The sequence below is a fragment of the Sphingomonas sp. Leaf23 genome (assembly GCF_001421585.1).
Lineage (GTDB): Bacteria > Pseudomonadota > Alphaproteobacteria > Sphingomonadales > Sphingomonadaceae > Sphingomonas.
Map to the genome: position 1 here is coordinate 432689 of NZ_LMKR01000003.1, position 21702 is coordinate 454390.

The following is a 21702-nucleotide window of genomic DNA, read 5'->3' on the forward strand; positions in this document are numbered from 1 at the left end:
TGTGTGGAGAACCCCCTCCACCACCGCTTTGCGGCGGTCCCCCTCCCCGTGCCGGGGAGGACTTACCGTTCTACCCGCGTTACATGGCCCATCTTGCGGCCGGGGCGGGCTTCGTGCTTGCCATAGAGGTGGAGATGGGCACCGGCTTCCGCCAGCAGGGTGGGCCAGTGATCGACGTCATCGCCGATCAGGTTCGTCATCTCGACCCGTGCGGCCGTCATCGCGACGCTGCCGAGCGGCAGGCCGAGCACGGCGCGAACATGGTTTTCGAACTGCGAGGTTTCGCTGCCTTCGATCGTCCAGTGGCCGGAATTATGGACGCGCGGGGCCATTTCGTTGAAGACCGCGCCGTCAGCCCCGCAGAAGAATTCGAGGGTCAGGACGCCGACATGATCGAGCACCCCGGCGACCTTTGCGGCCAGCGCCTCCGCCTCGGCGCGCCAGGGTTCGATCGCGGGGGCGGGGACGGTGGAGGTGTCGAGGATGCCGGCCTTGTGGACGTTCTTCGGGGCTGGATAGGTGACGATCGCGCCGTCGATGCCGCGGGCGAGGACGATTGAGAACTCGTCCTCGAAGTCGACGAACGCTTCGAGGATCGCCGGCCCGCCGCCGATGGCTTCCCAGGCGGCATCTGCGTCGGCGGGCGAGAGCAGACGGGCCTGCCCCTTGCCGTCATAGCCGAAGCGGGTGGTCTTCAGCACCGCCGGGCAGCCGACCGTCGCGATCGCCGCGTCGAGCGCGGCGCGGTCGGTGACCTCGGCCCAGCGGGCGGGGCGGCCGCCCAGCTGCTCGACGAAGCTCTTTTCGCGCACCCGGTCCTGCGCGACCGCCAGCGAGCGGGCGGAGGGGCGCACCTTGTCACCCAGCGCCTCGATCGGGGCGGCGGCGATGTTCTCGAACTCGTAGGTGACGACATCGACCTGTGCGGCGAACGCCTGCAGCGCGGCGATATCGTCATAGGCGCCGCGGCTGTGGGCGAAGGCGATGTCGTTCGCCGGGCCACTGTCGGGGGCGTAGACATGGATGCGATAGCCGAGCTGCGCCGCGGCCACGCCGATCATCCGGCCGAGCTGTCCCGACCCGATGATGCCGATGGTCGAACCGGGAGGCAGCGGGGTCATTGCGGGTCGATCGCCACGCTGTCGGTCTGCGCCGCGCGCCATGCGTCGAGCCGCTGCGCCAACGCATCGTCGTGCGTCGCGAGGATCGAGGCGGCGAGCAGGCCAGCGTTGATCGCGCCTGCCTTGCCGATGGCCAGCGTGCCGACGGGGACGCCGCCGGGCATCTGCACGATCGACAGCAGGCTATCCATGCCCTTCAGCGCCTTCGATTCGACGGGCACGCCCAGCACGGGCAGGCGGGTCATCGAGGCGACCATGCCGGGCAGGTGTGCCGCGCCGCCGGCACCGGCGATCACGACCTTCAGCCCGCGCGCCACTGCGCTGGTGGCGTATTCGACCAGCCGCTGCGGGGTGCGGTGGGCGGATACCACCTTGGTTTCATGGGGAATGCCGAGCCTGGTCAGGACGTCGGCGGCGTGCGCCATGGTGTCCCAGTCGGAGGTGCTGCCCATGATGATGCCGACCACGGTCCCGTCGTTCATTATCTGCCCGTAACGCTTTTGGGGGAGCCGCTGCTTAGGCAAGGGGTGGGAACAGGGCAAGCGTAAGGATGCCGTACGGGCATATTCAGGGGCCAAAGTGCACAAAGTTCACGCTTGTGGCGGGTTTGCGCGGTTGGCGCTTTGGCGGTCAAAGTTCACGAAGTTCACACTCGTGGCGCTTTTTGGGTGGCGTGTGTGGCGGTGGTGTCAAAGAGCGCTGGCCGTGGTGCGGGGCCGGTGGGGAGTTTGGCGGGGGTGGGGTGTGTAGGAAAGGGGTTTTGCTCTTTCCTGCCCCTCTCGCCACACGCTGCACTCCAGTCCGTTATTTCCCGTTCGCTTCGAGCGGAGGTTCGAGCTTGTCGAGAACCGTAGTCGAGAAGGGGGTGCCCCAAACGACTAAGTTCTCGACGGACGCTTCTCGACAAGCTCGAAGGTGCTCGAACCGAACGGATTTCCAGGAAAGAAGGGCGACGCCCCCTTACCGCTCGTTCAGATAATACCGGTCGGTCGGCGTCAGATCATCGGTCAGTTCATAGACAATCGGCTGGCCGGTCGGGATTTCGAGGCCGGTGATGTCGGCATCGGGAATGTTCGACAGATGCTTGACCAGCGCGCGCAGCGAGTTACCGTGGGCCGAGATCAGGACGCGCTTGCCGGCCTTCAGTTCGGGCGCGATGCGGCTTTCCCAATAGGGGAGCACGCGGTCGATCGTGTCCTTCAGACTCTCGGTCTGGGGAATGTCGATCCCGGCATAGCGGCGGTCGGTCGAGAGGTCCCACGGGCTGTCAGCTTCGGGGAGGGGTGGCGGCACGTCGAAGCTGCGGCGCCAGATCTTGACCTGTTCGTCGCCGTGGCGGGCCGCCGTCTCCGCCTTGTTCAGACCGGTCAGGCCGCCATAATGCCGCTCGTTCAGGCGCCAGTCCTTTTCGACCGGCAGCCACAGGCGGCCCATCGATTCCAGTGCGATATTCAGCGTCTTGATCGCGCGCGTCTGGAAGCTGGTGAAGCACTGATCGAAATCATGCCCCTTGGCGGCCAGCAGCTCGCCCGCCGCCTTGGCCTCCGCCTCGCCCTGCTCGGTCAGGTTCACGTCCCACCACCCGGTGAAGCGGTTTTCGAGGTTCCAGGCCGATTGGCCATGGCGGATCAGGACGAGCGTGGGCATGGGGCCTCCATTGCTGTTGTTGCGGTGCACCTAGCCCAAAGTGTGCGCGAGAGGAACCGGGTGGCGGTGCTCTTCGCAAGTGCATTTCGAGTAGCCGCAAGAGACAGGCAGTATTCCTGCGCAGGCGGAGGGCAGGGTTGCATTGGCGAGCCATGTTTCGTGTGGCTCCGTACCCCCGCCTGCGCGGGGGTACAAAGAAGAGGAGTCTATGCCGTAAAGTTCGCCAGCACTTCCAGCCAGCTATGCGCCAGCGCCTTCGAGCGTTCGGGGGACCAGCCGAATTCCGGATCGGGATTTTCGTCGTGATCCTTGAACGGCATTTCCAGCGTCATGCTGAGTGCGCCGAAGCGATTGGCGAGCTGGTTGGTCGACATCGACAGGTTCGCCTGACCCGGCGCGGAGACCGGATAGCCGAGCTTCGTCTGGAACTCCGGGGTCGCTGCCGCCCATGCCGCGCCGAACGCGGTGAAGCGGGCGCCGTGGTCGTCGGTCCAGTTGGGGATGCCTTCATAGCCGGCGATGAAGTTGGCGGGGATCGCTTCGTCGCCATGCACATCGATCGCGATGTCGATGCCGGTTTCGTCCATGCGGTTGCGGACGCACAGCACTTCCGGGCTGCGTTCGGGCGTAGGCGCGTGCCATTCGCGGTTGAGGTTCACGCCGGCGGCATTGGTGCGCAGATGGCCGCGGAACGACCCGTCGGGGTTCATGTTGGGCACGCAGTGGAAGGTCATGCGGGTGCGCAGATCGGCAGCGATCGCGTCGTTCGGGTCGGTCAGCCGCTCCAGCAGCCCTTCCATGAACCATTCGCACATCGATTCGCCGGGATGCTGGCGGGCATAGGCCCACACCTGCAGCGGGCCTTCGCCGAGCGTCAGATAATCGATCGCGCGGCCATCCAGCGTCTGGCCCAGTTCGCGGTGGGCGACGCCTGGCTGCGCGGCGATGCGCGCGATCAGGTCGTCGTGGCGCTCCATGCTATAGGGCGCGAAATAGGCGAACCATGCGAGGTCGGTGTCGATCGCCGTGGTGAAGGTAAGCAGGCCATCGGCATAATCGGTATCGACCTGCCGCCACGTCTGCCGGTCGGTGCTCATCCGGGTACGGTAGCCCGGCCAGCCGAACGCATAGGCCGAGCCGCCCGCATTGACGATGCGGAAGGTCAGGGTCCGCCCCCGCGCCCCGGCGACGCGGAAGTGGAACCACTGATAGAAGTCGGACTGGTGATCGGCGACGATATCGAGGTCGATCACATCGCCCTGTACGGCGACGACGCGGATGTTGCCGCTGTCGAACGCGGCGTTGATGGTGATGCTCATTTCACCGTCGTAGTGATTCCCGACTCGCCTGGGAAGTTGCGGAACAGCGCATTGGCCAGCCGATCGGCCTGAAATACCGGCTGCGCGCCGGGTGTGCTTTCCAGCGAATCGGTGACCGCGCGCCCTTCCCAGACGGTGGTGCTGTCGGCGCGACGGCGAATCTGGACCGCCAGTTCGGTGCCGATCACCTCGCGCTGGCCACCGCCCAGGCCGAAGCCGAGTCCGCCACCCAGGCCCACGCCGCCGCCCCGCCAGCCGCCGCCACCGCCGCCCGCGCCGATGCCGATCGACACCGGTGCGCGCTTTTCGACAAAACCCTTGGTCCCGCGGGTGAAGGCGACACCGACGATCAGATCGGACGGCTGCGTGCCGGCACGGGCAAAGCCGAGCTTTTCGAGCTCACGCGCCACGGCATTGCCATAGGTCTGGAATTCAGGAGTCGCGGTCATGTTGGTCTGGACCGGTTCGATCGAGAAGCTGCCCTTCGCGATCGGCTGGTTCAGGTGGAAACGGGTGACGTCGACCGGGCTGACCCGCGATCCGCCGGTGGTGCAGCCGCTTGCCAGCAATGCGGCAGCTGCCGCCAGTCCGAAACCCAACGCCTTCTTCATGTCATCTACCCCGAAACAGCCACGGTTCATCCAGAGCACATAACGCGCCAGATGATGCTATGGGTTCATTGCGCAAGTGTTTCGATGCGTTGCAGCGGTTGCGTCTTGACGAAAGGGCCACGTGGCGATAGCTGGACGCCTCTTTTCCGGCCGTGCGAGCGGCCTCTTTGCCGTTTGAGAGCCGTTCCCATGAAGATCGTCAATTCGCTGAAGTCGCTCAAGGATCGTCACCGGGACAACCGCGTGATCCGTCGTCGTGGGCGCATCTACGTCATCAACAAGACCAACCGCCGCTTCAAGGCCCGCCAGGGCTGATTCGGCATCGGACGGGCCGACGGCCTGTCCGATATTGGGTTTCGAACAGGCATCCGGCCCATGTGGGTCGGGTGCCTGTTCGTGTTGGTGCCTGGTTTCTAGGAACCATCACTCCCGCGAAGGCGGGAGTCCATATGCGCTGACGGATCGGGTCTGACGCAGACGTTGGCGGTAATGGATTCCCGCCTTCGCGGGAATGACGATGCGGGTTGGGCGGATTTCTGTCGTGACCGCCCGCAGTATCGTCTCTGCGCAGGTGCGCTACACCGTGCCTTGCCGCGCTACCGGTACCTTCGGCACGGTGCAGGCGATCAGCACGCGGCGGACGCCGGGCGATCCGAAGACTCGTGTGGCGTGTCCGGTCGGCACCTTGTCCAGCTCGCGGCGCAGGTCGATCGGGATCGCGGCGAACGCGGTGTTGCGGCGTTCGGTGATCGATCCCGAAAAGCGCCGTTCCGCCTTGTACCGCGCACCGATCGTGCCGGCATCGGCGCAGCGGCGGATAGTGCGGGTGTCGGCGGCAAAGACCGCGGTCGCGGCGGCCTCCTGCGCGGGCGACAGGCCGGTCGCCAGCTTGATTTCGAACTGGACGATGGTCGCGCGGCGCTGCTCCAGCCCGGCGGCCGGCTGGACCGCCAGTGCTAGGGCGAGGAGCGCGGCGCTCATGCCGGGACGCGCGCGGTGGGGGCCGGATCGTCGAGCAATGCCCAGCCGGTCGGTCCCAGCACCTCCAGCGGGCGATAGCGCGTCTTGTAGGCCATGCGCGGCGATCCCTGCACCCAATAGCCGAGATAGACATGCGGCAGGCCGCTGGCCCGCGCGCGGCGGATATGGTCGAGGATGATGAAGTTGCCCAGGCCCGGCCGGGCGTCGTCGTCGGTTTCGAAGAAGCTGTAGACCATCGACAGCCCGTCGGCCTGTTCGTCGGTGATGCACGCGCCGACCAGCCGGCCGGGTACGCCGTCGACGGCAGGCTCGCGATATTCGATGACCCAGGACGTGACCGGCGAATGTTCAACCATGTCGGCAAAGTCCGATTCGTCCATTGCGGTCATGCCGCCGCCGGGGTGGCGCGCCGTCAGGTAGCGGCGCAGCAGGCGGAACTGTTCGTCGGTCGCCCATGGCTTGCAGGCGCGGATGTCGAGATCGGCGTGGCGGCGCATCAGCTTGCGCTGTGTCGCGTTCATCGAAAAATCACCGGCGACGACGCGCACCGATACGCAGGCGCTGCACCCGACGCAGCTGGGGCGATAGGCGACCGACTGGCTGCGGCGAAAGCCGATCCGGCCCAGCGCCTCGTTCAGTTCGTCCGCATTGTCGCCGCTCAGTTCGGTGAATACCTTCCGCTCCTGCCGCCCCGGCAGATAGGGGCAGGGCGCGGGCGAGGTGACGAAGAACCGGGGGAATCGAAACGGCGCGGTCACCCATTGCTCCTTCGGATCGGGCAGTCCCCCGATAGAATGACGCGGTGGATATGGCGATGACAAGACGTGGCGAAAAGCGCGTTAACCGCGAATTTTCCGCAAGCGATCAGGTGGCCGGCGGCCCTTCGGCGAATTGCGGCAAGCCATCGGCCAGCACCAGCCACGGCTGCTTCGCCGATATCCAGATATGGTCGGTGGGCGCGAAGCGTTCGGGATGGTCGAGCGTGCCGATGGCCAGGCCGATCGTGCCGGCCGCCGCCCGTTCCGAAAACATGGTCGACCCGCAGGTGGGACAGAAGCCCCGCCGGACGCCGGTGCCGCCGTCATGCCAGCGCACCGGCCCGTCGATCGTGACCGAGGCGAGCGGCACCATCACCCGCGCGTAAAAGGCGCTGCCGGTCGCGCGCTGGCAGCGATGGCAGTGGCAGGTGCGCACGTTCATCACCGGCGCGTCGGTGCGGTAGCGGCAGGCCCCGCACAGGCAGGTGCCGGTGATGGCGTCGGTCATGCCAGTTCGACCGTGCTCACTTCATACCCCCCGGCGCGCAGGCCCTCGACCAGCCGGTCGAGATGCTCGCGGTCGCGGGTTTCGCATTCGATGTCGGTGATGAGGCCCTTGGCCGGCAGCGTCGTGAAGACGCGCTGGTGATAGACCTCGATGATGTTGACGGTGTGTTCGTGGAAGATCTTGGCAACGTGGAACAGCGCGCCGGGGCGGTCCTGCAACCGGATGCGCAGGCGGGCGAGGCGACCCGAGCGGGCGAGATCGCGCAGCAGCACGTTGGCGAGCAGGCGGGTGTCGATATTGCCGCCGCACAGGACGATGCCGACGGTCTTGCCCTTGAACCGCTGGCCATGGCCGAGCAGCGCGGCGAGGCCGGCGGCGCCGGCGCCCTCGACTACGGTCTTTTCGATCTGGACCAGCAGGCTGACGGCTTCCTCCAGCTGGCGTTCGCTGACCAGCACGATGTCGTCGACCAGCGCGGCGACGACCTGCGCGGTCAGGCCGCCGGGCTGCTTGACCGCGATACCCTCCGCCAGCGTGTCGCCGGCGCAGTCCATGTCGGTGCCGTGCAGGCGGTTGTACATCGACGGGAACAGCTCGGCCTGGACGCCGATAACTTCGATCGGGCGATCCGCTGCCTTGGCAACGGTCGCGATGCCGCTGATGAGGCCGCCGCCGCCGATCGGCACGACCAGCGTGTCGAGCTCCGGCACGTCCGCCAGCATTTCGAGCGCGACGGTGCCTTGCCCGGCCATGATGCGCGGATCGTCGAAGGGGTGGACGAAGGTCAGCCCCTGTTCGGCCTCCAGCTTGCGGGCATGGGCATAGGCGGCGTCGAACGTCTCACCCTTCAGCACCACGGTCGCACCGTGGCTCTGCGTCTGCATGACCTTCACGGTCGGAGTCGGGCGCGGCATGACGATGGTGACCGGCACGCCCAGCCGGTTGCCGTGATAGGCGAGGCCCTGCGCATGGTTGCCGGCCGACGCGGCGATCACGCCCTTCGCACGGGTGGCTTCGTCGAGCTGCAGCAGGGTGTTGAGCGCGCCGCGTTCCTTGTAAGCGGCGGTGAACTGGAGATTTTCGAATTTCAGATAGACGGTCGCGCCGGTCAGGTCGGACAGGGTGCGGCTGATAAGGGTCGGCGTGCGGACGATCGAGCCGCCGATACGCATCGCCGCGCCACGAACATCGTCGACGGTGAGGGGCAGGGCGGGCGGAGCGATCGGGTTGGTAGCCATCGCGGGCGGGTAGCCGATTTGGGCGCGAAGGAAAAGGCGGGGAGGGGGTAGCCCGACCGACCGGGTTTTCGACAGACGCTTCTCGACAGGCTCGAAGCTGCTCGAACCGAGCGGAAAACGGGTGGATTTTGTCTTTGGAACGCCCGGTGGCTGTACGGCCCCGCGCTTACCTCCTACACCCCCGCCCCATGGCAAAACTCGCATTCATCGGTACCGGCGTCATGGGCGCTCCCATGGCCGGACACCTGATCTCCGCCGGCCATCAGGTCACCGTCTACAACCGCACCCGTGCCAAGGCCGATGGCTGGGCGGCGAAGCATGGCGGCCAGGTTGCCGACACGCCGGCGGCTGCGGCGGACGGGGCGGACGCGGTGTTCGCCTGTGTCGGCAATGACGACGATCTGCGGCAGGTGACGCTGGGCGAGGATGGCGTGTTCGGGGCGATGAAGCCCGGCGCGCTGTTTGCCGACCACACCACCGTATCGGCGGCGATCGCGCGCGAACTGGCCGAGGCGGGGGCGGCCAAGGGGCTGCTGGTGCTCGACGCGCCGGTGTCGGGCGGACAGGCTGGCGCGGAGAACGGCAAGCTGTCGATCATGTGCGGCGGTTCGGCCGAAGCCTTTGCCGCTGCCGAGCCATTGATGACCGCCTACGCCCAGCGGATCGTGCATGTCGGTGACGCTGGGGCGGGGCAGACGACCAAGATGGTCAACCAGATCTGTATCGCGGGCGTGCTGGGCGGGCTGTCCGAAGCGTTGCGGTTCGCGCAGGCGTCCGACCTCGATCTCGACAAGGTGTTGGAGGCTGTGTCGGGCGGCGCGGCGCAGAGCTGGCAGATGGTCAATCGCTGGCCGACCATGGCGAAGGAAGAGTTCGATTTCGGCTTTGCGATCGACTGGATGCGCAAGGACCTGGGCCTTGCGCTCGATGAATCGCGGCGCAACGGTGCGACGTTGCCGGTGACGGCGCTGGTCGATCAATTCTATGCGCAGGTGCAGGCCATGGGTGGCGGGCGGCAGGATACCAGCGCGCTGGTGCGGAGGATCGCGAAGTGAGGCGCGCGGCACTCACCCTTGCCGCGCTGCTGCTGGCCGGGACCGCGCAGGCCGATGGCCTGATCGACAACGTCAACGGCGTGGCGCTGGATTCGCGGGGGCAGGTGGTGCGCTTCGGCGGCATCCTGGTCGACAAGGACGGCAAGGTCGTGCGGCTGGTGCCCAAGGGTGAGAAGGCGCCGAAGAAGCTCGACTGGCGCAGCGACATGGGCGGCAAGATCGTGATGCCGGGCATGATCGACGCGCATGGGCACGTCATGTCGCTGGGGTATCGCGCGCTCGAACTCGACCTGTCGAACACCCGGTCGCTGAGCGATGCGCAAGGCGCGATCCAGTCCTATGCGCGCAGCAACGGCAATCGCCAGTGGATATTGGGCGGCGGCTGGAACCAGGAAGCGTGGGGGCTGGGCCGCTTCCCGACCGCTGCCGAACTTGACGCGGCGGCGGGTGACAAGCCGGTGCTGCTGGAGCGTGCCGACGGCCATGCGGTATGGGCAAACAGCGCGGCGATGAAGGCGGCGGGGATTACCGCGAAGACCGTCGCCCCGGCAGGCGGGCGGATCGAATTGCTGCCGAACGGCCAGCCATCGGGCGTGTTCGTCGACAATGCCGCCAACCTGTTCGACGCGGCCAAGCCCAAGCCGTCCCCGCGCGAACGTAACGCCGCGTTCCTGAAGGCGCAGGAGCTGTTGCTGTCGACCGGCATCACCGCGACGGCGGACATGGGCACGTCGGTCGACGACTGGATGGTGTTCCGCCGGATGGGCGATATCGGCCAGCTGCGCGTGCGGATCATGAGCTATGCCGCGGGCCTCGAACCCGCGCTGACCATTGCCGGGGCCGGGCCGACGCCGTGGCTGTACGGAGACCGGCTGCGCATGGGCGGGATCAAGCTGTATGCCGATGGCGCGCTGGGGTCGCGCGGAGCGTGGTTGAAGGCGCCGTATAGCGATGCGCCGAAGCAGAGCGGGCTGTCGTTCATCAACGATACGACGCTGCTGAACCTGTTGAGCCGGGGCACGATGGACGGGTTCCAGTTCGCGATCCATGCGATCGGCGACCGCGCGAACCGGCAGGTGCTGGACGCGATCGATGAGCTGGCGTCATCCTACAAGGACGACCGGCGCTGGCGGATCGAACATGCGCAGGTGCTCGACCCCGCCGACCTGCCGCGACTGGGCAGGAACGGCATCATCGCGTCGATGCAGCCGGTCCATGCGACCGGCGACCGGACGATGGCGGAGGCGCGGCTGGGGCCGGCGCGGCTGGCCGGGGCCTATGCATGGGCGACCGTCCTGCGCAATGGCGGGCGGCTGGCGTTCGGGTCGGACTATCCGGTCGAGAATCCGAACCCGTTCGTCGGTTGGGCAGCGGCCTTCACCCGCGAGGATGCGAACGGGCAGCCGCCGGGTGGCTGGCGGCCCGAGGAAAAGGTGACGCGCGAACAGGCGTGGAAGGCGTTTACGCAGGACGCAGCGTTCGCCGGCTTTGCCGAGCAGAAATTCGGGTCGCTGCTGCCGGGGCAGAAGGCGGACTTCATCGTGGTCGATCGCGATCCGGTGGCGGCGACGCCGGCCGACCTGCGCGCGATGCGGGTGATCGAGACGTGGGTCGGCGGGTACAAGGCGTGGCCGCTGAAGGACGTGCCGAAGGTCGATAGCGGACGATAATTTCCTCCCCATTCTGGAGAGGATTAATGTGCCATCCTGGCACGTCCCGGATTGCCGGGGTGTGTCGCGGCTTCGCTTGCCCTACATTGGCGAGCGACAGGAGGAGTGATGGGCGTTTCGTTGCGAGCCGGGTTGGGTGTGGCAGTGCTGGCCGGTGTGGTCGGGGCCACGGCGGGCGGGGCGGCGATGCTGCTCAGCGCCGAGCGGCCAGCGCCGGTTGCCGCGAAGCCGATGGTGAAGGTCGCGGCGGCAAAACCTGCGCCCGTGCCTTTGCCCGTACCCGTCGCGATTCCGGCCGCCGTGTCGACGCCTGCGCCGGAGGCGATGGTCGTCCGGCGCGTGCTGAACATCGAGGGGCCGTTCACCCATGGCCGCTGGGTATGGGACGAGGAGGGTGCGCCGGCCAGCGGGAAGCTGATCGTCACCATCGACCTCGATGCGCAGGTGCTGTCGGTGTTTCGCGACGGCTATGAGATCGGCGCGGCGGTGGTGCTATATGGTGCCGACTGGAAACCCACGCCGCTGGGCGCGATGAAGATTACCGAGAAGGACGCCGATCATGTCAGCAACCTGTATGGTGCGCCGATGCCGTACATGCTCCGGCTGACCAATGACGGTATCTCGATCCATGGCAGCGACGTGCAGGAAGGCGGCGCGACGCATGGCTGTATCGGGGTGCCAACCGCGTTCGCGAAGAAGCTGTTCGGGGCAGCGAAGCTTGGCGACCGGGTGATCATCACCAACGGCAAGCGGCTGAACATGGGCGGCGCGATCACGGCGTAAACGGCCGTATCCCCGCACAGGCGGGGATCCAGAGCCGCGAGCGTATCGCCTCGTTACCCTGGATCCCCGCCTGCGCGGGGATACGAAAACTCGTTTGGTGGGGGTGTCTGCCCCGTTCTCGACGGGCGCTTCTCGACAAGCTCGAAGCTGCTCGAACCGAACGGGATGGGAATGGATGGGTCGGGAGGCGGACCGCGTTACGCGACCGCGGCCTCGACCATTTCATCGGGTTCGCGCAGCACATAGCCGCGGCCCCAGACCGTCTCGATGTAATTGTCGCCTTCGCAGGCCATGCTGAGCTTCTTGCGCAGCTTGCAGATGAAGACGTCGATGATCTTCAGTTCGGGTTCGTCCATCCCGCCGTAGAGATGGTTGAGGAACATTTCCTTGGTCAGGGTCGTGCCCTTGCGGAGCGAGAGCAGCTCCAGCATCGCATATTCCTTGCCCGTCAGGTGGACGCGCGCGCCGTCGACGTCGACCGTCTTGGCATCGAGGTTCACCGAGAGCTTGCCGGTGCGGATGACCGACTGCGAATGCCCCTTCGACCGGCGGACGACGGCGTGGATACGCGCGATCAGTTCCTCACGGTGGAACGGCTTGGTCACGTAGTCGTCGGCACCGAAGCCGAACGACCGGACCTTCGAATCCATTTCGTTGATGCCCGACAGGATCAGCACCGGGGTCTGCACCCGTGCGACACGCAGCTTCTTCAGAACGTCGTACCCGTGCATGTCGGGCAGGTTCAGATCGAGCAATATGATGTCGTAATCATACAGCTTGCCCAGATCGAGGCCTTCTTCGCCCAGATCGGTCGTGTAGATGTTGAACCCCTCGGTCGTGAGCATCAGCTCGATCGCCTTGGCGGTCGTCGGCTCGTCCTCGATCAACAGCACGCGCATCGGCCTACATCCCCCGTTTCGCGGCGCGCTGTCGTCCCTGAGCCGCGCGCAGCAAAAACATTACCGTAAACACCTATGAAGGCAAAAGGTTAATTTTTGCCTAATCGAAAACACTTCGTAAATTCCGTTGGTTAAGCGGAACGAAGGGTTCTGTTGTGGTAAACGGCAGGCCGAAGAAAAGATTTAGCAAAATTAACGCTGGTTGCAGCTGCGGCGGAAGCGTTCGGCGAAGAAGTCGATCAGCGCCTCGACCCGCGCCGGACGCAGCGTGCCCGGCGGGGTGAGGAGGTGCAGCGCGACGCTGCCGCTGTTCCAGTCGGGCAGGACGGGCTCCAGCCGCCCGGCGGCGATATCGGCATCGACCAGAAAGCCGGGCAGCCGCGCGACGCCCAATCCGGCGCACAGCGCGGGCAGCAGCGCTTCGCCATTGTTGGTGGCCAGTGGCCCGGTCGGGCGCACCGCGACCTCCTCTTCGCCGCGCCGGAAATGCCAGATGGCGCTGGGCAGGTTGGTATAGCCGAAGCAGGCGTGGTCGCCGAGGTCCGCGGGATGCGTCGGCCGCCCGCGCCGGTCCCAATAGGTCGGCGCGGCGACGATGCGGATCGCGACGGGGGCGAGGCGGCGGGCGCGCAGTGAGCTGTCGGGCAGGTCGGCGATGCGCAGCGCGACGTCGATCCCCTCGGCCACGATATCGACCTTCGCATCGGACAGGGTGAGGTCGATCTCCACGCCTGGATGCTGTTCGAGGAAGTCGGCGATGGCCGGCGCGACATGGGCGAGACCGAACGACATCGGTGCCGCCATGCGGACGAGGCCGGTCGGCGCGGCGGCGGCGTCACGCGCCTGTTCCTCCGCCGCCTGTGCTTCGGCCAGGATGCGCCCGGCGCGCTCGGCCAGCGACTGCCCGGCGTCGGTCAGCGTCAGGCGGCGCGAGGTGCGGTGGAAAAGGGTGGTGCCAAGCGACGTCTCCAGCCGGGCCACCGCCTTTGACACCGTGGCCTTCGACACGCCGATCGACTGGGCCGCGGCGCTGAACGATCGGTGTTCGACGACGCAGGCGAACATTGCCCAGGCTTCGAAATCGGGAAGACGCATTACCCCTCCATCCGCGAAACGATCGGTTTCCGACGTTTCCATTTACGACATGATCGGCGTGCTTATCTTGGGGGTCAAGCAAGGAGATCGACGATGATCGACAAACGTGACTTCACCAGCCTGGGCCATGCCGATCATGGCTGGCTGAACGCCCGCCATCATTTCAGCTTCGCCAATTATTACGATCCTGCCCGCATGGGCTGGGGCGCGATCCGGGTGTGGAACGACGACGAGATCGCCGCGAACAGCGGCTTTCCGCCGCACCCGCACAAGGACATGGAGATCATCACCTATGTCCGCTCGGGCGCGATCACCCACCAGGATTCGCTGGGCAACAAGGGCCGCACGACGGCGGGCGACGTGCAGGTGATGAGCGCCGGCACCGGGGTGCGCCATGCCGAATACAACCTCGAGCCGGAGACGACCCGCATCTTCCAGATCTGGATCGAGCCGCGCCAGAAGGGCGGCGCACCGGCCTGGGGTGCCAAGCCGTTCCCGAAGGGCGAACGATCGGGCCGGTTCGTCACGCTGGCCAGCGGGTATGACGATGACGGCGACGCGCTGCGCATCCGGGCGGAGGCGCGGGTGCTGGGTGCGACGCTGAAGGCCGGGGAAAGCGTGGAACATAGCGTGGGCGAAGGGCGTCACGCCTATCTGGTCGCTGCGACCGGCGCGATCACCATCGACGGCGTGGCCTTTCAGGCGCGCGACGGGGCCGCGCTGTCGGGTGGGCAGACCGTCACCATCACCGCGACCGAGGACGCCGAAATCGTCCTGGTCGATTCCGAATAATCCGCAAGGGAGTAGCTGCACATGTCGAAGGTTCTGGTCCTGTATTATTCGTCCTATGGCCATATCGCGAAGATGGCCGATGCGGTGGCCGAGGGCGCCCGCGCCGCCGGTGCCGAGGTGGACGTCCGCCGCGTGCGCGAAACCGCACCCGACGAGGTCGCCAAGTCGGCGGGTTTCCAGGTTGCGGACCATCATGCCGAGCTGACCGATCCCAATGAGCTGACGAAGTATGACGCGATCATCGTCGGCACCGGCACCCGGTATGGTCGGATGTCGAGCCAGATGGCGGCATTCTGGGACACGACCGGCGGCATCTGGGCCAAGGGCGGTCTGGTCGGGAAGATCGGCGGGGCCTTCACCTCGACCGCATCGCAGCATGGCGGGCAGGAAACCACGCTGTTCTCGATCATCACCAACCTGATGCATCATGGCCTGACCATCGTTGGCCTCGATTATGGTTATGAGGGCCATCTGGGGCTGGACGAGGTGAACGGCAGCACCCCCTATGGCGCGTCGACCATTGCCGCAGGCGATGGCAGCCGTCAGCCGACCGAAGTCGAACTGGGCGGCGCGCGCTATCAGGGCAAGCGTATCGCCGAGCTGGCGGCCAAGGTGTTCGGATAAGGCGACACGCGGGGCGGCCTGATGGGTCGCCCCGCATTTTTACCGGCGACAACCGGTTGGATTGTTAGCGCTATCGGCTATCATCGTTGCAAAGAACGATGATGGAGAGGGATATGCGCGGGATAGCGTTGTGGGCTGCGTTGCTGGTGGCGGGCGTTGCGGGCGCGCAGGAACGGCCGGTGCCGGGCAGCAACCCGATCATCCGCGACAAGTTCACCGCCGACCCCGCGCCGCTGGTCGTCGGCGACCGGCTGTATTTGTATGTCGGGCACGACCAGGCGCAGCGCGACGAAATGTTCAAAATGCGCGAATGGCTGGTCTATTCGACCACCGACATGCGCCATTGGACCGACCATGGTCCGATCATGAAGGTTGCCGATTTCAAATGGGCGAAGGCCGATGCCTGGGCCAGCCAGGCGATCTATAAGAACGGCAAATACTGGTTCTATGCCGCCGTCGAGCATGACGACACCCATCCGGGCAAGGCGATCGCGGTGGCGGTGTCGGACAAGCCGACTGGGCCGTTCGTCGATGCGAAGGGATCGGCGCTCATCACCAACCAGATGACGCCCAAGGGCACGCACAGCTGGGAAGACATCGACCCTACCGTCTTCACCGACAAGGACGGCACGACGTGGATCGCGTGGGGCAACCGGCAATGCTATATCGCGAAGCTGAAGCCCAACATGATCGAGATCGACGGGCCGATCACCGAAATCACCCCGCCGCATTTCGAGGAGGGGCCGTGGCTGCATGCGCGGAACGGCACCTATTACCTGACCTATGCCTCGCTCGACCGGTCGAAGCATCGCGACGAACGCGTGTCGTACGCGACGGCACCGTCGATCAAGGGGCCATGGACCTATCGCGGGGAGCTGACCGGATCGGGCAAGTACAGCTTCACCATCCATCCGGGGATCGTCGAATATAAGGGCGACTGGTACCTGTTCCTGCACAATGCGACACTGGCGATCGGCGACCTGAACGGCGCGATCGGGCGGCGGGCGGTGACGGTCGAGCGGCTGCGGTATAATGCGGACGGGACGATGCGGCCGGTGGTGCAGACGGATGCGGGGGTTACTGCGCCGGCGCGGTAGGCAATCATGTGTTGCCCGGTCTGCGGTCCGGTGCTGACCAAGGCCGCATGGAGAGAGGTGGAAAACGCGCTGGGTCGTGTCTAGGCTCGCTGGATGACAGAGGACACCATGACCTTGTGGCGACCGGTCGGCCCGGCCGAACTCCGCCTGATCGCGGATAGCGGCATGTCGGCGTTTCCGCCGCGGTTGCCGGAACAGCCCATCTTCTATCCTGTGGTGACCGAGGAATATGCGGTGAAGATCGCGCGGGATTGGAATGTTCGGGAAAGTGGCTCGGGGTACGTTACCCGGTTTGAGGTTCTGCGCGCGTACCTTGCCCGGTATCCGGTGCAGGATGCCGGCGGGAAGGCGCATCGCGAATATTGGATACCGGCGGAAGAGATGGACGCGTTCAACGCCGCCATCGTCGGCCGTATCGAGGTGACGCACGAGTTTCGCTGAGATCGCGCCGGCCGGTCGGCTGGTCCACCTAATCGACCCCTGGCTCCGCCGGGAACCGCGTCCGCGCCTGCAGGAAGATCGACCGCGCCGGCGCCGCGCCTGCTTCGGTCGCCGCCGTGCCGACCCAGCGCCAGTGCCACGGTTCCCACTTCACCTGCTGCCGGTTGCCCGCCGGGAACGACATTTCGAAGCCGAAGCGCGCGGCATTGGCGCGGAGCCAGCGTCCGGCGGGGGTGGCGGCGAAGCAGGCTTCGGCGTTGCAAGCGGGCGACGTGCTGGTGCCGAAGTCGATGACATAGCCGGTCGAATGCTCGCTATGCCCCGGTGGCGCGGATGCCCAGGCGCGTTCCGCGAAGCTGCCCGATCCGTTCATGCCGATGCCGCCGCAAAACGTCTGCCGCTGCAAGGCTTCGGAGCGGTGGCACGACACGGCGCGCAGCGTACCCGCGATCGCCGGATCGCCATCGGCGGCGGCGAGCAGGCGGTTGAGGTCGGCGGCCATCGCCGGGTGGATCTTGCACGATTGCCCGAGTGCCGCGGGGGCGTCGACCAGCGCGGTCGCGGGCATGTCGGGATAGGGGAAATGGTTGAACAGCCGGCCGTCGCCGGTGCGCTGTACCGTTCCGCGCCCGCACAGTTCGACCGGGCCGGCCGGGCCGGCGGGCGGCAAAGCGATGATGCGCGGTGGTGCGACCGGCGTCGGGGCAGGCGCCGGGGTCGGCACCGCGACCGGCGGCGCGGGCGCGGTGGTTGGGGCGCAGGCGGTAAGCAGGCTCAGCGGCGGCAACAGGCGGGCGAGGGTGGTTCGGCGCACGAAAGTCTCCGGCTGGGTCGGCACGACACCCCAAGCGCACTGGCATGGCGTCGCCAACGATGGCAAGGGAGCGCAATGCTTGACGACCTGGTACTGTTCATCGACGGAGAGGCGATCGTCCTCGACAAACCTGCCGGCCTGCCGGTCGATCCGCCGCGCGACGGATCGCCGAGCATCGTCGGGCGTGCGGACGAACTGCGCTTCACCTTTCAACGCGAACCGACGCCGGTCCACCGGCTGGACCGCGACACCAGCGGGTGCCTGCTGCTCGCGCGCAATCCCAAGGCGCATGCCCGGTTCCAGCAGGCATTCGAACAGGGGCGGGTGACGAAGCGCTACCTCGCGATCCTCGACGGGATTCCGGCGGGCGAATCGGGTGAGATCGACCTGCCGCTGGCCAAGGTCAGCACCGCCGAGGCCGGGTGGCGGATGGTCGGCGATGCGAAGGGCAAGCCGGCGCGGACCAACTGGCGCGTGCTGCGCACCGTGGGCGATCAGGCGCTGATCGCACTGTTTCCCGAAACGGGCCGCACCCACCAGATTCGCGTGCACATGGCCGAGGGGCTGGGCTGCCCGGTCGCGGGCGATCCGGTCTATGGCCGGGGCGGGCGGCACGGCATGTTGCTCCACGCCGTCGGGCTGATGGTGCCGCGCGACAACAAGCCGGCGATCGACGTGACCGCACCGTGGCCGAGGAGCTTCGTCGCGGCGGGGTTCGACGAGGCCTGATTTGCCGCGCATCCCGATTACCCGGTCGATCTCGATCGACAGCGGCGAGCTGGTCGAGAGCTTTACCCGTGCGTCGGGGCCGGGCGGGCAGCATGTGAACACAACCGACAGCGCGGTGTTGCTGCGCTTCGACGTGGTGGCATCGCCGGGGCTGCCCGAGGCGGTGAAGCATCGGCTGGCGGCGCTGGCCGGATCGCGGCTGACCAAGGAGGGCGTGCTGACGCTGCGCGCCGATGCCTCGCGCTCGCAGGAGATGAACCGGCGCGAGGTGCGCGAGCGGCTGTTCGAGCTGATCCGCGAGGCGACAATCGTGCCCAAGAAGCGCCGCGCGACCAAGCCGACCAAGGCGTCACAGGTTCGGCGGGTGGATGCGAAGAAGGGTAGGTCGCAGGTGAAGGCCGGGCGGGGGAAGGTTCGGATGGACTAGATCCTCCCCGTGCCGGGGAGGATTGTGTGACGCCGAGCCGGCGCTACATAACGCCCGATGTACCAGTTCGATATTTCCGCCGGCGCCAAGGGCGACCTGTACCGCGACCTGCTGTCCGCGCTCGATGCGCTGACCGCCGGGGAGAATGACTCCATTGCCAATATGGCGAACGCGTCGGCGCTGCTGATGCAGTATCTGCCCGACCTGAACTGGGCCGGTTTCTATCGGCTGGCGCAGGACGAACTGGTGCTGGGGCCGTTTCAGGGGAAGGCGGCGTGCATCCGCATCGCCATGGGGCGCGGCGTGTGCGGGACGGCGGCGGAGACGCGCACGACGCAGCTGGTCGCCGATGTCCACGCCTTTCCCGGCCACATCGCCTGCGACGCCGACAGCCGCAGCGAGCTGGTGGTGCCGATCGTCGTCGGCGACCGGTTGATCGGGGTGCTCGACCTCGACAGCCCGCTGCCCGGCCGGTTCGATGCCGAGGACCAGGCGGGATGCGAGGCGCTGGTGGCGTTGCTGGGCCCAAGGATCGGCTGATCTGCCCCGCCGCGGGACGGTCGGGCCGGCAATCGCCGGATTGGCCGGGAACCGGGGTGCGTGGTAAGGTTTGGGCAACCATAGCGCGGGGTGAGCCGCGTACCAGGGAGCCTGCCCGACGATGCGAACGCCGACCCTTGCCGCCATTGCGGCGATCCTTGCCTCGACCGGTGCCGCCGAGGCGCAGCCGCGCGTCGGACAATCGCCCGAGGCGCGGCCGGGGCGGCCGGGAATTGCGGCCGGACAGCCACGCGTGAACCTGCCCGGCCCACGCTGGGGCGGGAAGGTGCGCGGGCGCTGGTATGGCGGCTATTATGCGCCGGGTGGCTGGGCGGCCTATCGCACGCCGGCGCGCGGTTGGGTGATGCCGCGCTATTGGGTCGCGCCCAGCTTCTTTGTTCAGGATTGGCCGGCCTATGGGCTCAGCCGACCGCAGGCGGGTTACGGCTGGTATCGTTATTATGACGATGCGGTGCTGGCCGATCGCGACGGGCGGGTGGTCGATTATCGGCGCGGCATCGATTGGGATGCGCGCGACACGGGCCGCTATGTCCGCGATGACCGGGCCTATGACCGGTATCTTGCCGAGAACGACGCTCCGCTGCCGCCCCCTCCGCCGCCGGTCGCGCGGCGCGACGATGGGGTTGGCGGCGCGGTGATCGGCGGCGTCGCGGGCGGCGTTGCCGGCAACGTGATCGCCGGACGCGGCAACCGGCTGGGCGGGACGCTGATCGGGGCGGGGGTCGGCGCGCTGGCCGGGACCGCGATCGACCGTGCCGAAGATCGCCGCGCACCGCCGCCGCCGCCACCACCGCCGCCTGTGCAGCGGGGCTATGGTGCCGACTATCCGCTGCCGGGCGGGGACGTGCCGGTCGCGCCTGACGATGGCTATTATGACGATGCGCCCGGTGTCGTGTTCGGCCCGATGCGCGAGGAGGTCCAGCCGATCCGCCCCAGCCCGCGTGGCGGCTATATCGAGCGGCACGTCGGCGCGGCGCCGGTCGCGCGCAGCTATACCACGACGACCACGACCGAAGGGCCGGGCGGCTATATTGCCGATGGCTATTACTACCCGCCGCGCACCGTCACCACGGTCACGATCCAGAACGCGCCGGTGACGACGACCACGACCGAGGAGGTCGTCACCTATGAAACGCGCCGCGCTGCGCCGCGGCGCGCGCATCGGTCGAAACTGCTGCGGCGGTGACGATCAGCGCGGGGCGCGGCCGGCAAAGGTCGGTACGCTCTCCGCGCCCGATGCCGACAGGGCGGAGACGGCGACGAAATGGTCGTCGACGATCACGCCCTTCAGCACCGCTTCGGTGCCGGTCACATCACGGCTGTTCGTCCAGTCCTGTGCATCGTTGCGCCGCCAGCGGATGCGATAGCCCGCCGCATTCGCCACCGGTTGCCAGCGGACGGTGGTGTCGGTCGACAGTGCCCCCTCGATCGAGGCGCTGGTCGGCGCGCCGGGCGCGGCGGCCAGCCGGGCGATGGTCGCCGCGTTGATCGCGGTCACCCTGGCCAGATAGGCGAAGTCCATCCGGTCGATCGTATCGCCATAGACGCGCTTGCCCTCGCTGCGCAGGTCCTGGTGCTGCGCGTCGTAATTCTCGACCCCGACCGAAAAGCGGATCGCGGGATAGCCGAGCTTCAGGAATGGTTCGTGGTCGCCGCCGCGTCCGAAGCGGTCGGGGCGGCGATCGAGGAACACGTCGAGCCCGCCGGGAAGGCCGGTCGCGACGGCATCGACCGTCTTGGCCAGCGCGCGCGACGGGCCGTCATCCTCGCCCCCGGCGGCGCGGCGGGCGATATGCTGCTCGATCGATTCGGAGGCGCGAATCCCTTCGGAAAAGACGCGAACCCGGTCGGCGACCTTGCGCCCGTCCTGTCCGATGGTGTTGCCGACGATATCGTTGTTGAGCACGGCGGTGACGGTCCAGCCCCGCTCCTTCGCGGTATCGGCCAGCAATTGCGCGCCCCACAGCCCCTGCTCCTCACCGGACAGCGCGGCATAGACGATGGTCGCGTCGAATTTTTCCTTCAACAACAGCCGCGCGGTTTCCAGCACCAGCGCGACGCCCGACGCATCGTCATTGGCGCCGGGCGCGTCGCTCTTCGCGTCCATCACGTCGCTGACCCGGCTGTCGATATGGCCCATCACGATCACGACCCGCTTCGGATCGCGGCCCTGCTGGAAGCCGAGCACATCGACGACGTTGACCCCGGTCGGCGCACGGGGGCCGGTGAAGCCGCGCGCGATATTGGCCACGGTGATGCAATTGCCGCAGTTCGCCCCGATTCGGGTCAGTTCGTTCGCGAACCAGCGCCGCGCCGCGCCGATCCCGCGGGTCGGATGATCGGGATCTGACGCGGTGTGGCGCGTGCCGAACCCGACCAGCGTGGCCACATCGGCACGCAGCCGGTCGGGGCGGGGGGTGTCACGCGCACCGGCGGCGGTGGCGAGGATCAGGGCGGGCAGGAGCAAAATCATGCGCATTTCCGGGAGGATGCCGCGTTATGCGGGTCCGCTCAACCGGTTTCCTGCGATAC

The 21702-nt window shown here is 67.1% G+C and carries 25 protein-coding genes; 12 read left to right on the plus strand and 13 right to left on the minus strand.

The genetic code is table 11. From position 1 onward, the window contains the following. Positions 1 to 62 precede the first annotated feature (62 nt). The 5 genes from ASE67_RS10315 to ASE67_RS10335 all read right to left on the minus strand — a co-directional run bounded on the left by ASE67_RS10315 (position 63) and on the right by ASE67_RS10335 (position 4698). Positions 63 to 1121, minus strand: coding sequence for a 5-(carboxyamino)imidazole ribonucleotide synthase (locus ASE67_RS10315; protein ID WP_055760389.1), 1059 nt, complete (start codon positions 1119 to 1121; stop codon positions 63 to 65). Next, positions 1118 to 1603, minus strand: coding sequence for a 5-(carboxyamino)imidazole ribonucleotide mutase (gene purE / locus ASE67_RS10320; protein WP_055760392.1), 486 nt, complete (start codon positions 1601 to 1603; stop codon positions 1118 to 1120). The genes ASE67_RS10315 and purE overlap by 4 nt, the downstream gene beginning before the upstream one ends. Before the next feature lie 478 nt (positions 1604 to 2081). Beyond that, a complete protein-coding gene (gene gpmA, locus ASE67_RS10325; protein WP_055760394.1) occupies positions 2082 to 2768 on the minus strand; it encodes a 2,3-diphosphoglycerate-dependent phosphoglycerate mutase in 687 nt (228 codons plus the stop codon). 206 nt (positions 2769 to 2974) lie between these two features. After that, positions 2975 to 4087: a M14 family metallopeptidase gene (locus tag ASE67_RS10330; RefSeq protein WP_055760397.1), complete on the minus strand. Its 1113-nt coding sequence runs from the start codon at positions 4085 to 4087 to the stop codon at positions 2975 to 2977. Continuing rightward, positions 4084 to 4698 (minus strand): DUF4136 domain-containing protein, encoded by a 615-nt coding sequence (locus ASE67_RS10335; RefSeq protein WP_055760400.1) that lies wholly within the window; start codon positions 4696 to 4698, stop codon positions 4084 to 4086. Before ASE67_RS10335 ends, ASE67_RS10330 begins: the two co-directional genes overlap by 4 nt. A gap of 189 nt (positions 4699 to 4887) precedes the next feature. On the opposite strand from ASE67_RS10335, the gene ykgO reads away from it, so the two are divergent. Continuing rightward, positions 4888 to 5013 carry a type B 50S ribosomal protein L36 gene (ykgO, locus tag ASE67_RS10340; protein ID WP_055755695.1) on the plus strand — a complete coding sequence of 42 codons (126 nt, stop codon included), beginning with the start codon at positions 4888 to 4890 and terminating at the stop codon, positions 5011 to 5013. A gap of 261 nt (positions 5014 to 5274) precedes the next feature. On the opposite strand, the gene ASE67_RS10345 is transcribed toward ykgO, so the two are convergent. The 4 genes from ASE67_RS10345 to ASE67_RS10360 all read right to left on the minus strand — a co-directional run bounded on the left by ASE67_RS10345 (position 5275) and on the right by ASE67_RS10360 (position 8183). Beyond that, positions 5275 to 5679, minus strand: a complete 405-nt coding sequence (locus ASE67_RS10345) for a hypothetical protein (RefSeq protein ID WP_055760403.1) — start codon at positions 5677 to 5679, stop codon at positions 5275 to 5277. Then, positions 5676 to 6437: an arginyltransferase gene (locus ASE67_RS10350; protein ID WP_055760406.1), complete on the minus strand. Its 762-nt coding sequence runs from the start codon at positions 6435 to 6437 to the stop codon at positions 5676 to 5678. The genes ASE67_RS10345 and ASE67_RS10350 overlap by 4 nt, the downstream gene beginning before the upstream one ends. 106 nt (positions 6438 to 6543) lie before the next feature. After that, positions 6544 to 6945 carry a GFA family protein gene (locus ASE67_RS10355; protein ID WP_055760408.1) on the minus strand — a complete coding sequence of 134 codons (402 nt, stop codon included), beginning with the start codon at positions 6943 to 6945 and terminating at the stop codon, positions 6544 to 6546. Next, positions 6942 to 8183 carry a threonine ammonia-lyase gene (locus ASE67_RS10360; protein WP_055760411.1) on the minus strand — a complete coding sequence of 414 codons (1242 nt, stop codon included), beginning with the start codon at positions 8181 to 8183 and terminating at the stop codon, positions 6942 to 6944. The genes ASE67_RS10355 and ASE67_RS10360 overlap by 4 nt, the downstream gene beginning before the upstream one ends. Before the next feature lie 188 nt (positions 8184 to 8371). Between ASE67_RS10360 and ASE67_RS10365 the strand changes: the two genes are divergently transcribed. From ASE67_RS10365 to ASE67_RS10375, 3 genes are all read left to right on the plus strand, one after another. Further along, positions 8372 to 9238 (plus strand): NAD(P)-dependent oxidoreductase, encoded by an 867-nt coding sequence (locus ASE67_RS10365; protein ID WP_055760414.1) that lies wholly within the window; start codon positions 8372 to 8374, stop codon positions 9236 to 9238. Then, positions 9235 to 10908, plus strand: coding sequence for an amidohydrolase (locus tag ASE67_RS10370; RefSeq protein ID WP_055760419.1), 1674 nt, complete (start codon positions 9235 to 9237; stop codon positions 10906 to 10908). Before ASE67_RS10365 ends, ASE67_RS10370 begins: the two co-directional genes overlap by 4 nt. A gap of 108 nt (positions 10909 to 11016) precedes the next feature. After that, on the plus strand, positions 11017 to 11691 hold the full coding sequence (locus ASE67_RS10375; protein WP_055760421.1) for a L,D-transpeptidase family protein: 675 nt from the start codon (positions 11017 to 11019) through the stop codon (positions 11689 to 11691). A 197-nt stretch (positions 11692 to 11888) separates the two neighbouring features. On the opposite strand, the gene ctrA is transcribed toward ASE67_RS10375, so the two are convergent. Beyond that, positions 11889 to 12590, minus strand: coding sequence for a response regulator transcription factor CtrA (ctrA, locus tag ASE67_RS10380; RefSeq protein ID WP_055760424.1), 702 nt, complete (start codon positions 12588 to 12590; stop codon positions 11889 to 11891). 192 nt (positions 12591 to 12782) lie between these two features. Beyond that, entirely contained in the window at positions 12783 to 13685 is a 903-nt protein-coding gene (locus tag ASE67_RS10385; RefSeq protein WP_055761578.1) for a LysR family transcriptional regulator, read from the minus strand. Positions 13686 to 13778: 93 nt separating this feature from the next. Between ASE67_RS10385 and ASE67_RS10390 the strand changes: the two genes are divergently transcribed. The 4 genes from ASE67_RS10390 to ASE67_RS10405 all read left to right on the plus strand — a co-directional run bounded on the left by ASE67_RS10390 (position 13779) and on the right by ASE67_RS10405 (position 16639). Then, positions 13779 to 14477: a pirin family protein gene (locus ASE67_RS10390; RefSeq protein WP_055760427.1), complete on the plus strand. Its 699-nt coding sequence runs from the start codon at positions 13779 to 13781 to the stop codon at positions 14475 to 14477. Positions 14478 to 14498: 21 nt separating this feature from the next. After that, the gene (gene wrbA, locus ASE67_RS10395; protein ID WP_055760429.1) at positions 14499 to 15101 is read left to right on the plus strand and encodes an NAD(P)H:quinone oxidoreductase; all 603 of its coding nucleotides are present in this window, start codon (positions 14499 to 14501) and stop codon (positions 15099 to 15101) included. 113 nt (positions 15102 to 15214) lie between these two features. Beyond that, positions 15215 to 16198 (plus strand): glycoside hydrolase family 43 protein, encoded by a 984-nt coding sequence (locus ASE67_RS10400; RefSeq protein ID WP_200922201.1) that lies wholly within the window; start codon positions 15215 to 15217, stop codon positions 16196 to 16198. Positions 16199 to 16306: 108 nt separating this feature from the next. After that, on the plus strand, positions 16307 to 16639 hold the full coding sequence (locus ASE67_RS10405) for a hypothetical protein (protein WP_235511869.1): 333 nt from the start codon (positions 16307 to 16309) through the stop codon (positions 16637 to 16639). Between the two features lie 28 nt (positions 16640 to 16667). Here the strand turns inward: ASE67_RS10405 and ASE67_RS10410 are convergent, their stop codons facing one another. Beyond that, a complete protein-coding gene (locus ASE67_RS10410) occupies positions 16668 to 17453 on the minus strand; it encodes a M15 family metallopeptidase (RefSeq protein ID WP_200922202.1) in 786 nt (261 codons plus the stop codon). 75 nt (positions 17454 to 17528) lie between these two features. Here ASE67_RS10410 and ASE67_RS10415 point away from each other — a divergent pair, with 75 nt between their 5' ends. The 4 genes from ASE67_RS10415 to ASE67_RS18390 all read left to right on the plus strand — a co-directional run bounded on the left by ASE67_RS10415 (position 17529) and on the right by ASE67_RS18390 (position 20356). Further along, positions 17529 to 18182, plus strand: a complete 654-nt coding sequence (locus ASE67_RS10415) for an RluA family pseudouridine synthase (RefSeq protein ID WP_055760441.1) — start codon at positions 17529 to 17531, stop codon at positions 18180 to 18182. Position 18183: 1 nt separating this feature from the next. After that, the gene (gene arfB, locus ASE67_RS10420) at positions 18184 to 18609 is read left to right on the plus strand and encodes an alternative ribosome rescue aminoacyl-tRNA hydrolase ArfB (protein ID WP_055760444.1); all 426 of its coding nucleotides are present in this window, start codon (positions 18184 to 18186) and stop codon (positions 18607 to 18609) included. A 57-nt stretch (positions 18610 to 18666) separates the two neighbouring features. After that, the gene (locus tag ASE67_RS10425; protein WP_055760447.1) at positions 18667 to 19149 is read left to right on the plus strand and encodes a GAF domain-containing protein; all 483 of its coding nucleotides are present in this window, start codon (positions 18667 to 18669) and stop codon (positions 19147 to 19149) included. 121 nt (positions 19150 to 19270) lie between these two features. Beyond that, positions 19271 to 20356 carry an RcnB family protein gene (locus tag ASE67_RS18390; protein ID WP_055760450.1) on the plus strand — a complete coding sequence of 362 codons (1086 nt, stop codon included), beginning with the start codon at positions 19271 to 19273 and terminating at the stop codon, positions 20354 to 20356. Between the two features lie 3 nt (positions 20357 to 20359). On the opposite strand, the gene ASE67_RS10435 is transcribed toward ASE67_RS18390, so the two are convergent. Further along, positions 20360 to 21649 (minus strand): M20/M25/M40 family metallo-hydrolase, encoded by a 1290-nt coding sequence (locus ASE67_RS10435; protein ID WP_082457057.1) that lies wholly within the window; start codon positions 21647 to 21649, stop codon positions 20360 to 20362. Between the last annotated feature and the right edge of the window lie 53 nt (positions 21650 to 21702).

Bases quoted from the DNA above. Each gene is read 5' to 3' on its own strand.
- ASE67_RS10425 (WP_055760447.1), top strand. From the start codon at position 18,667: ATGTACCAGTTCGATATTTCCGCCGGCGCCAAGGGCGACCTGTACCGC.
- ASE67_RS10375 (WP_055760421.1), top strand. From the start codon at position 11,017: ATGGGCGTTTCGTTGCGAGCCGGGTTGGGTGTGGCAGTGCTGGCCGGT.
- purE (WP_055760392.1), bottom strand. From the start codon at position 1,603: ATGAACGACGGGACCGTGGTCGGCATCATCATGGGCAGCACCTCCGAC.
- ASE67_RS10355 (WP_055760408.1), bottom strand. From the start codon at position 6,945: ATGACCGACGCCATCACCGGCACCTGCCTGTGCGGGGCCTGCCGCTAC.
- ASE67_RS10345 (WP_055760403.1), bottom strand. From the start codon at position 5,679: ATGAGCGCCGCGCTCCTCGCCCTAGCACTGGCGGTCCAGCCGGCCGCC.
- ASE67_RS10335 (WP_055760400.1), bottom strand. From the start codon at position 4,698: ATGAAGAAGGCGTTGGGTTTCGGACTGGCGGCAGCTGCCGCATTGCTG.
- wrbA (WP_055760429.1), top strand. From the start codon at position 14,499: ATGTCGAAGGTTCTGGTCCTGTATTATTCGTCCTATGGCCATATCGCG.
- ASE67_RS10315 (WP_055760389.1), bottom strand. From the start codon at position 1,121: ATGACCCCGCTGCCTCCCGGTTCGACCATCGGCATCATCGGGTCGGGA.
- ASE67_RS10330 (WP_055760397.1), bottom strand. From the start codon at position 4,087: ATGAGCATCACCATCAACGCCGCGTTCGACAGCGGCAACATCCGCGTC.
- ASE67_RS18390 (WP_055760450.1), top strand. From the start codon at position 19,271: ATGCGAACGCCGACCCTTGCCGCCATTGCGGCGATCCTTGCCTCGACC.
- ASE67_RS10415 (WP_055760441.1), top strand. From the start codon at position 17,529: ATGCTTGACGACCTGGTACTGTTCATCGACGGAGAGGCGATCGTCCTC.
- ASE67_RS10360 (WP_055760411.1), bottom strand. From the start codon at position 8,183: ATGGCTACCAACCCGATCGCTCCGCCCGCCCTGCCCCTCACCGTCGAC.
- ASE67_RS10400 (WP_200922201.1), top strand. From the start codon at position 15,215: ATGCGCGGGATAGCGTTGTGGGCTGCGTTGCTGGTGGCGGGCGTTGCG.
- ASE67_RS10405 (WP_235511869.1), top strand. From the start codon at position 16,307: ATGACCTTGTGGCGACCGGTCGGCCCGGCCGAACTCCGCCTGATCGCG.
- ASE67_RS10365 (WP_055760414.1), top strand. From the start codon at position 8,372: ATGGCAAAACTCGCATTCATCGGTACCGGCGTCATGGGCGCTCCCATG.
- ASE67_RS10435 (WP_082457057.1), bottom strand. From the start codon at position 21,649: ATGCGCATGATTTTGCTCCTGCCCGCCCTGATCCTCGCCACCGCCGCC.
- gpmA (WP_055760394.1), bottom strand. From the start codon at position 2,768: ATGCCCACGCTCGTCCTGATCCGCCATGGCCAATCGGCCTGGAACCTC.
- ASE67_RS10390 (WP_055760427.1), top strand. From the start codon at position 13,779: ATGATCGACAAACGTGACTTCACCAGCCTGGGCCATGCCGATCATGGC.
- ctrA (WP_055760424.1), bottom strand. From the start codon at position 12,590: ATGCGCGTGCTGTTGATCGAGGACGAGCCGACGACCGCCAAGGCGATC.
- ykgO (WP_055755695.1), top strand. From the start codon at position 4,888: ATGAAGATCGTCAATTCGCTGAAGTCGCTCAAGGATCGTCACCGGGAC.
- ASE67_RS10385 (WP_055761578.1), bottom strand. From the start codon at position 13,685: ATGCGTCTTCCCGATTTCGAAGCCTGGGCAATGTTCGCCTGCGTCGTC.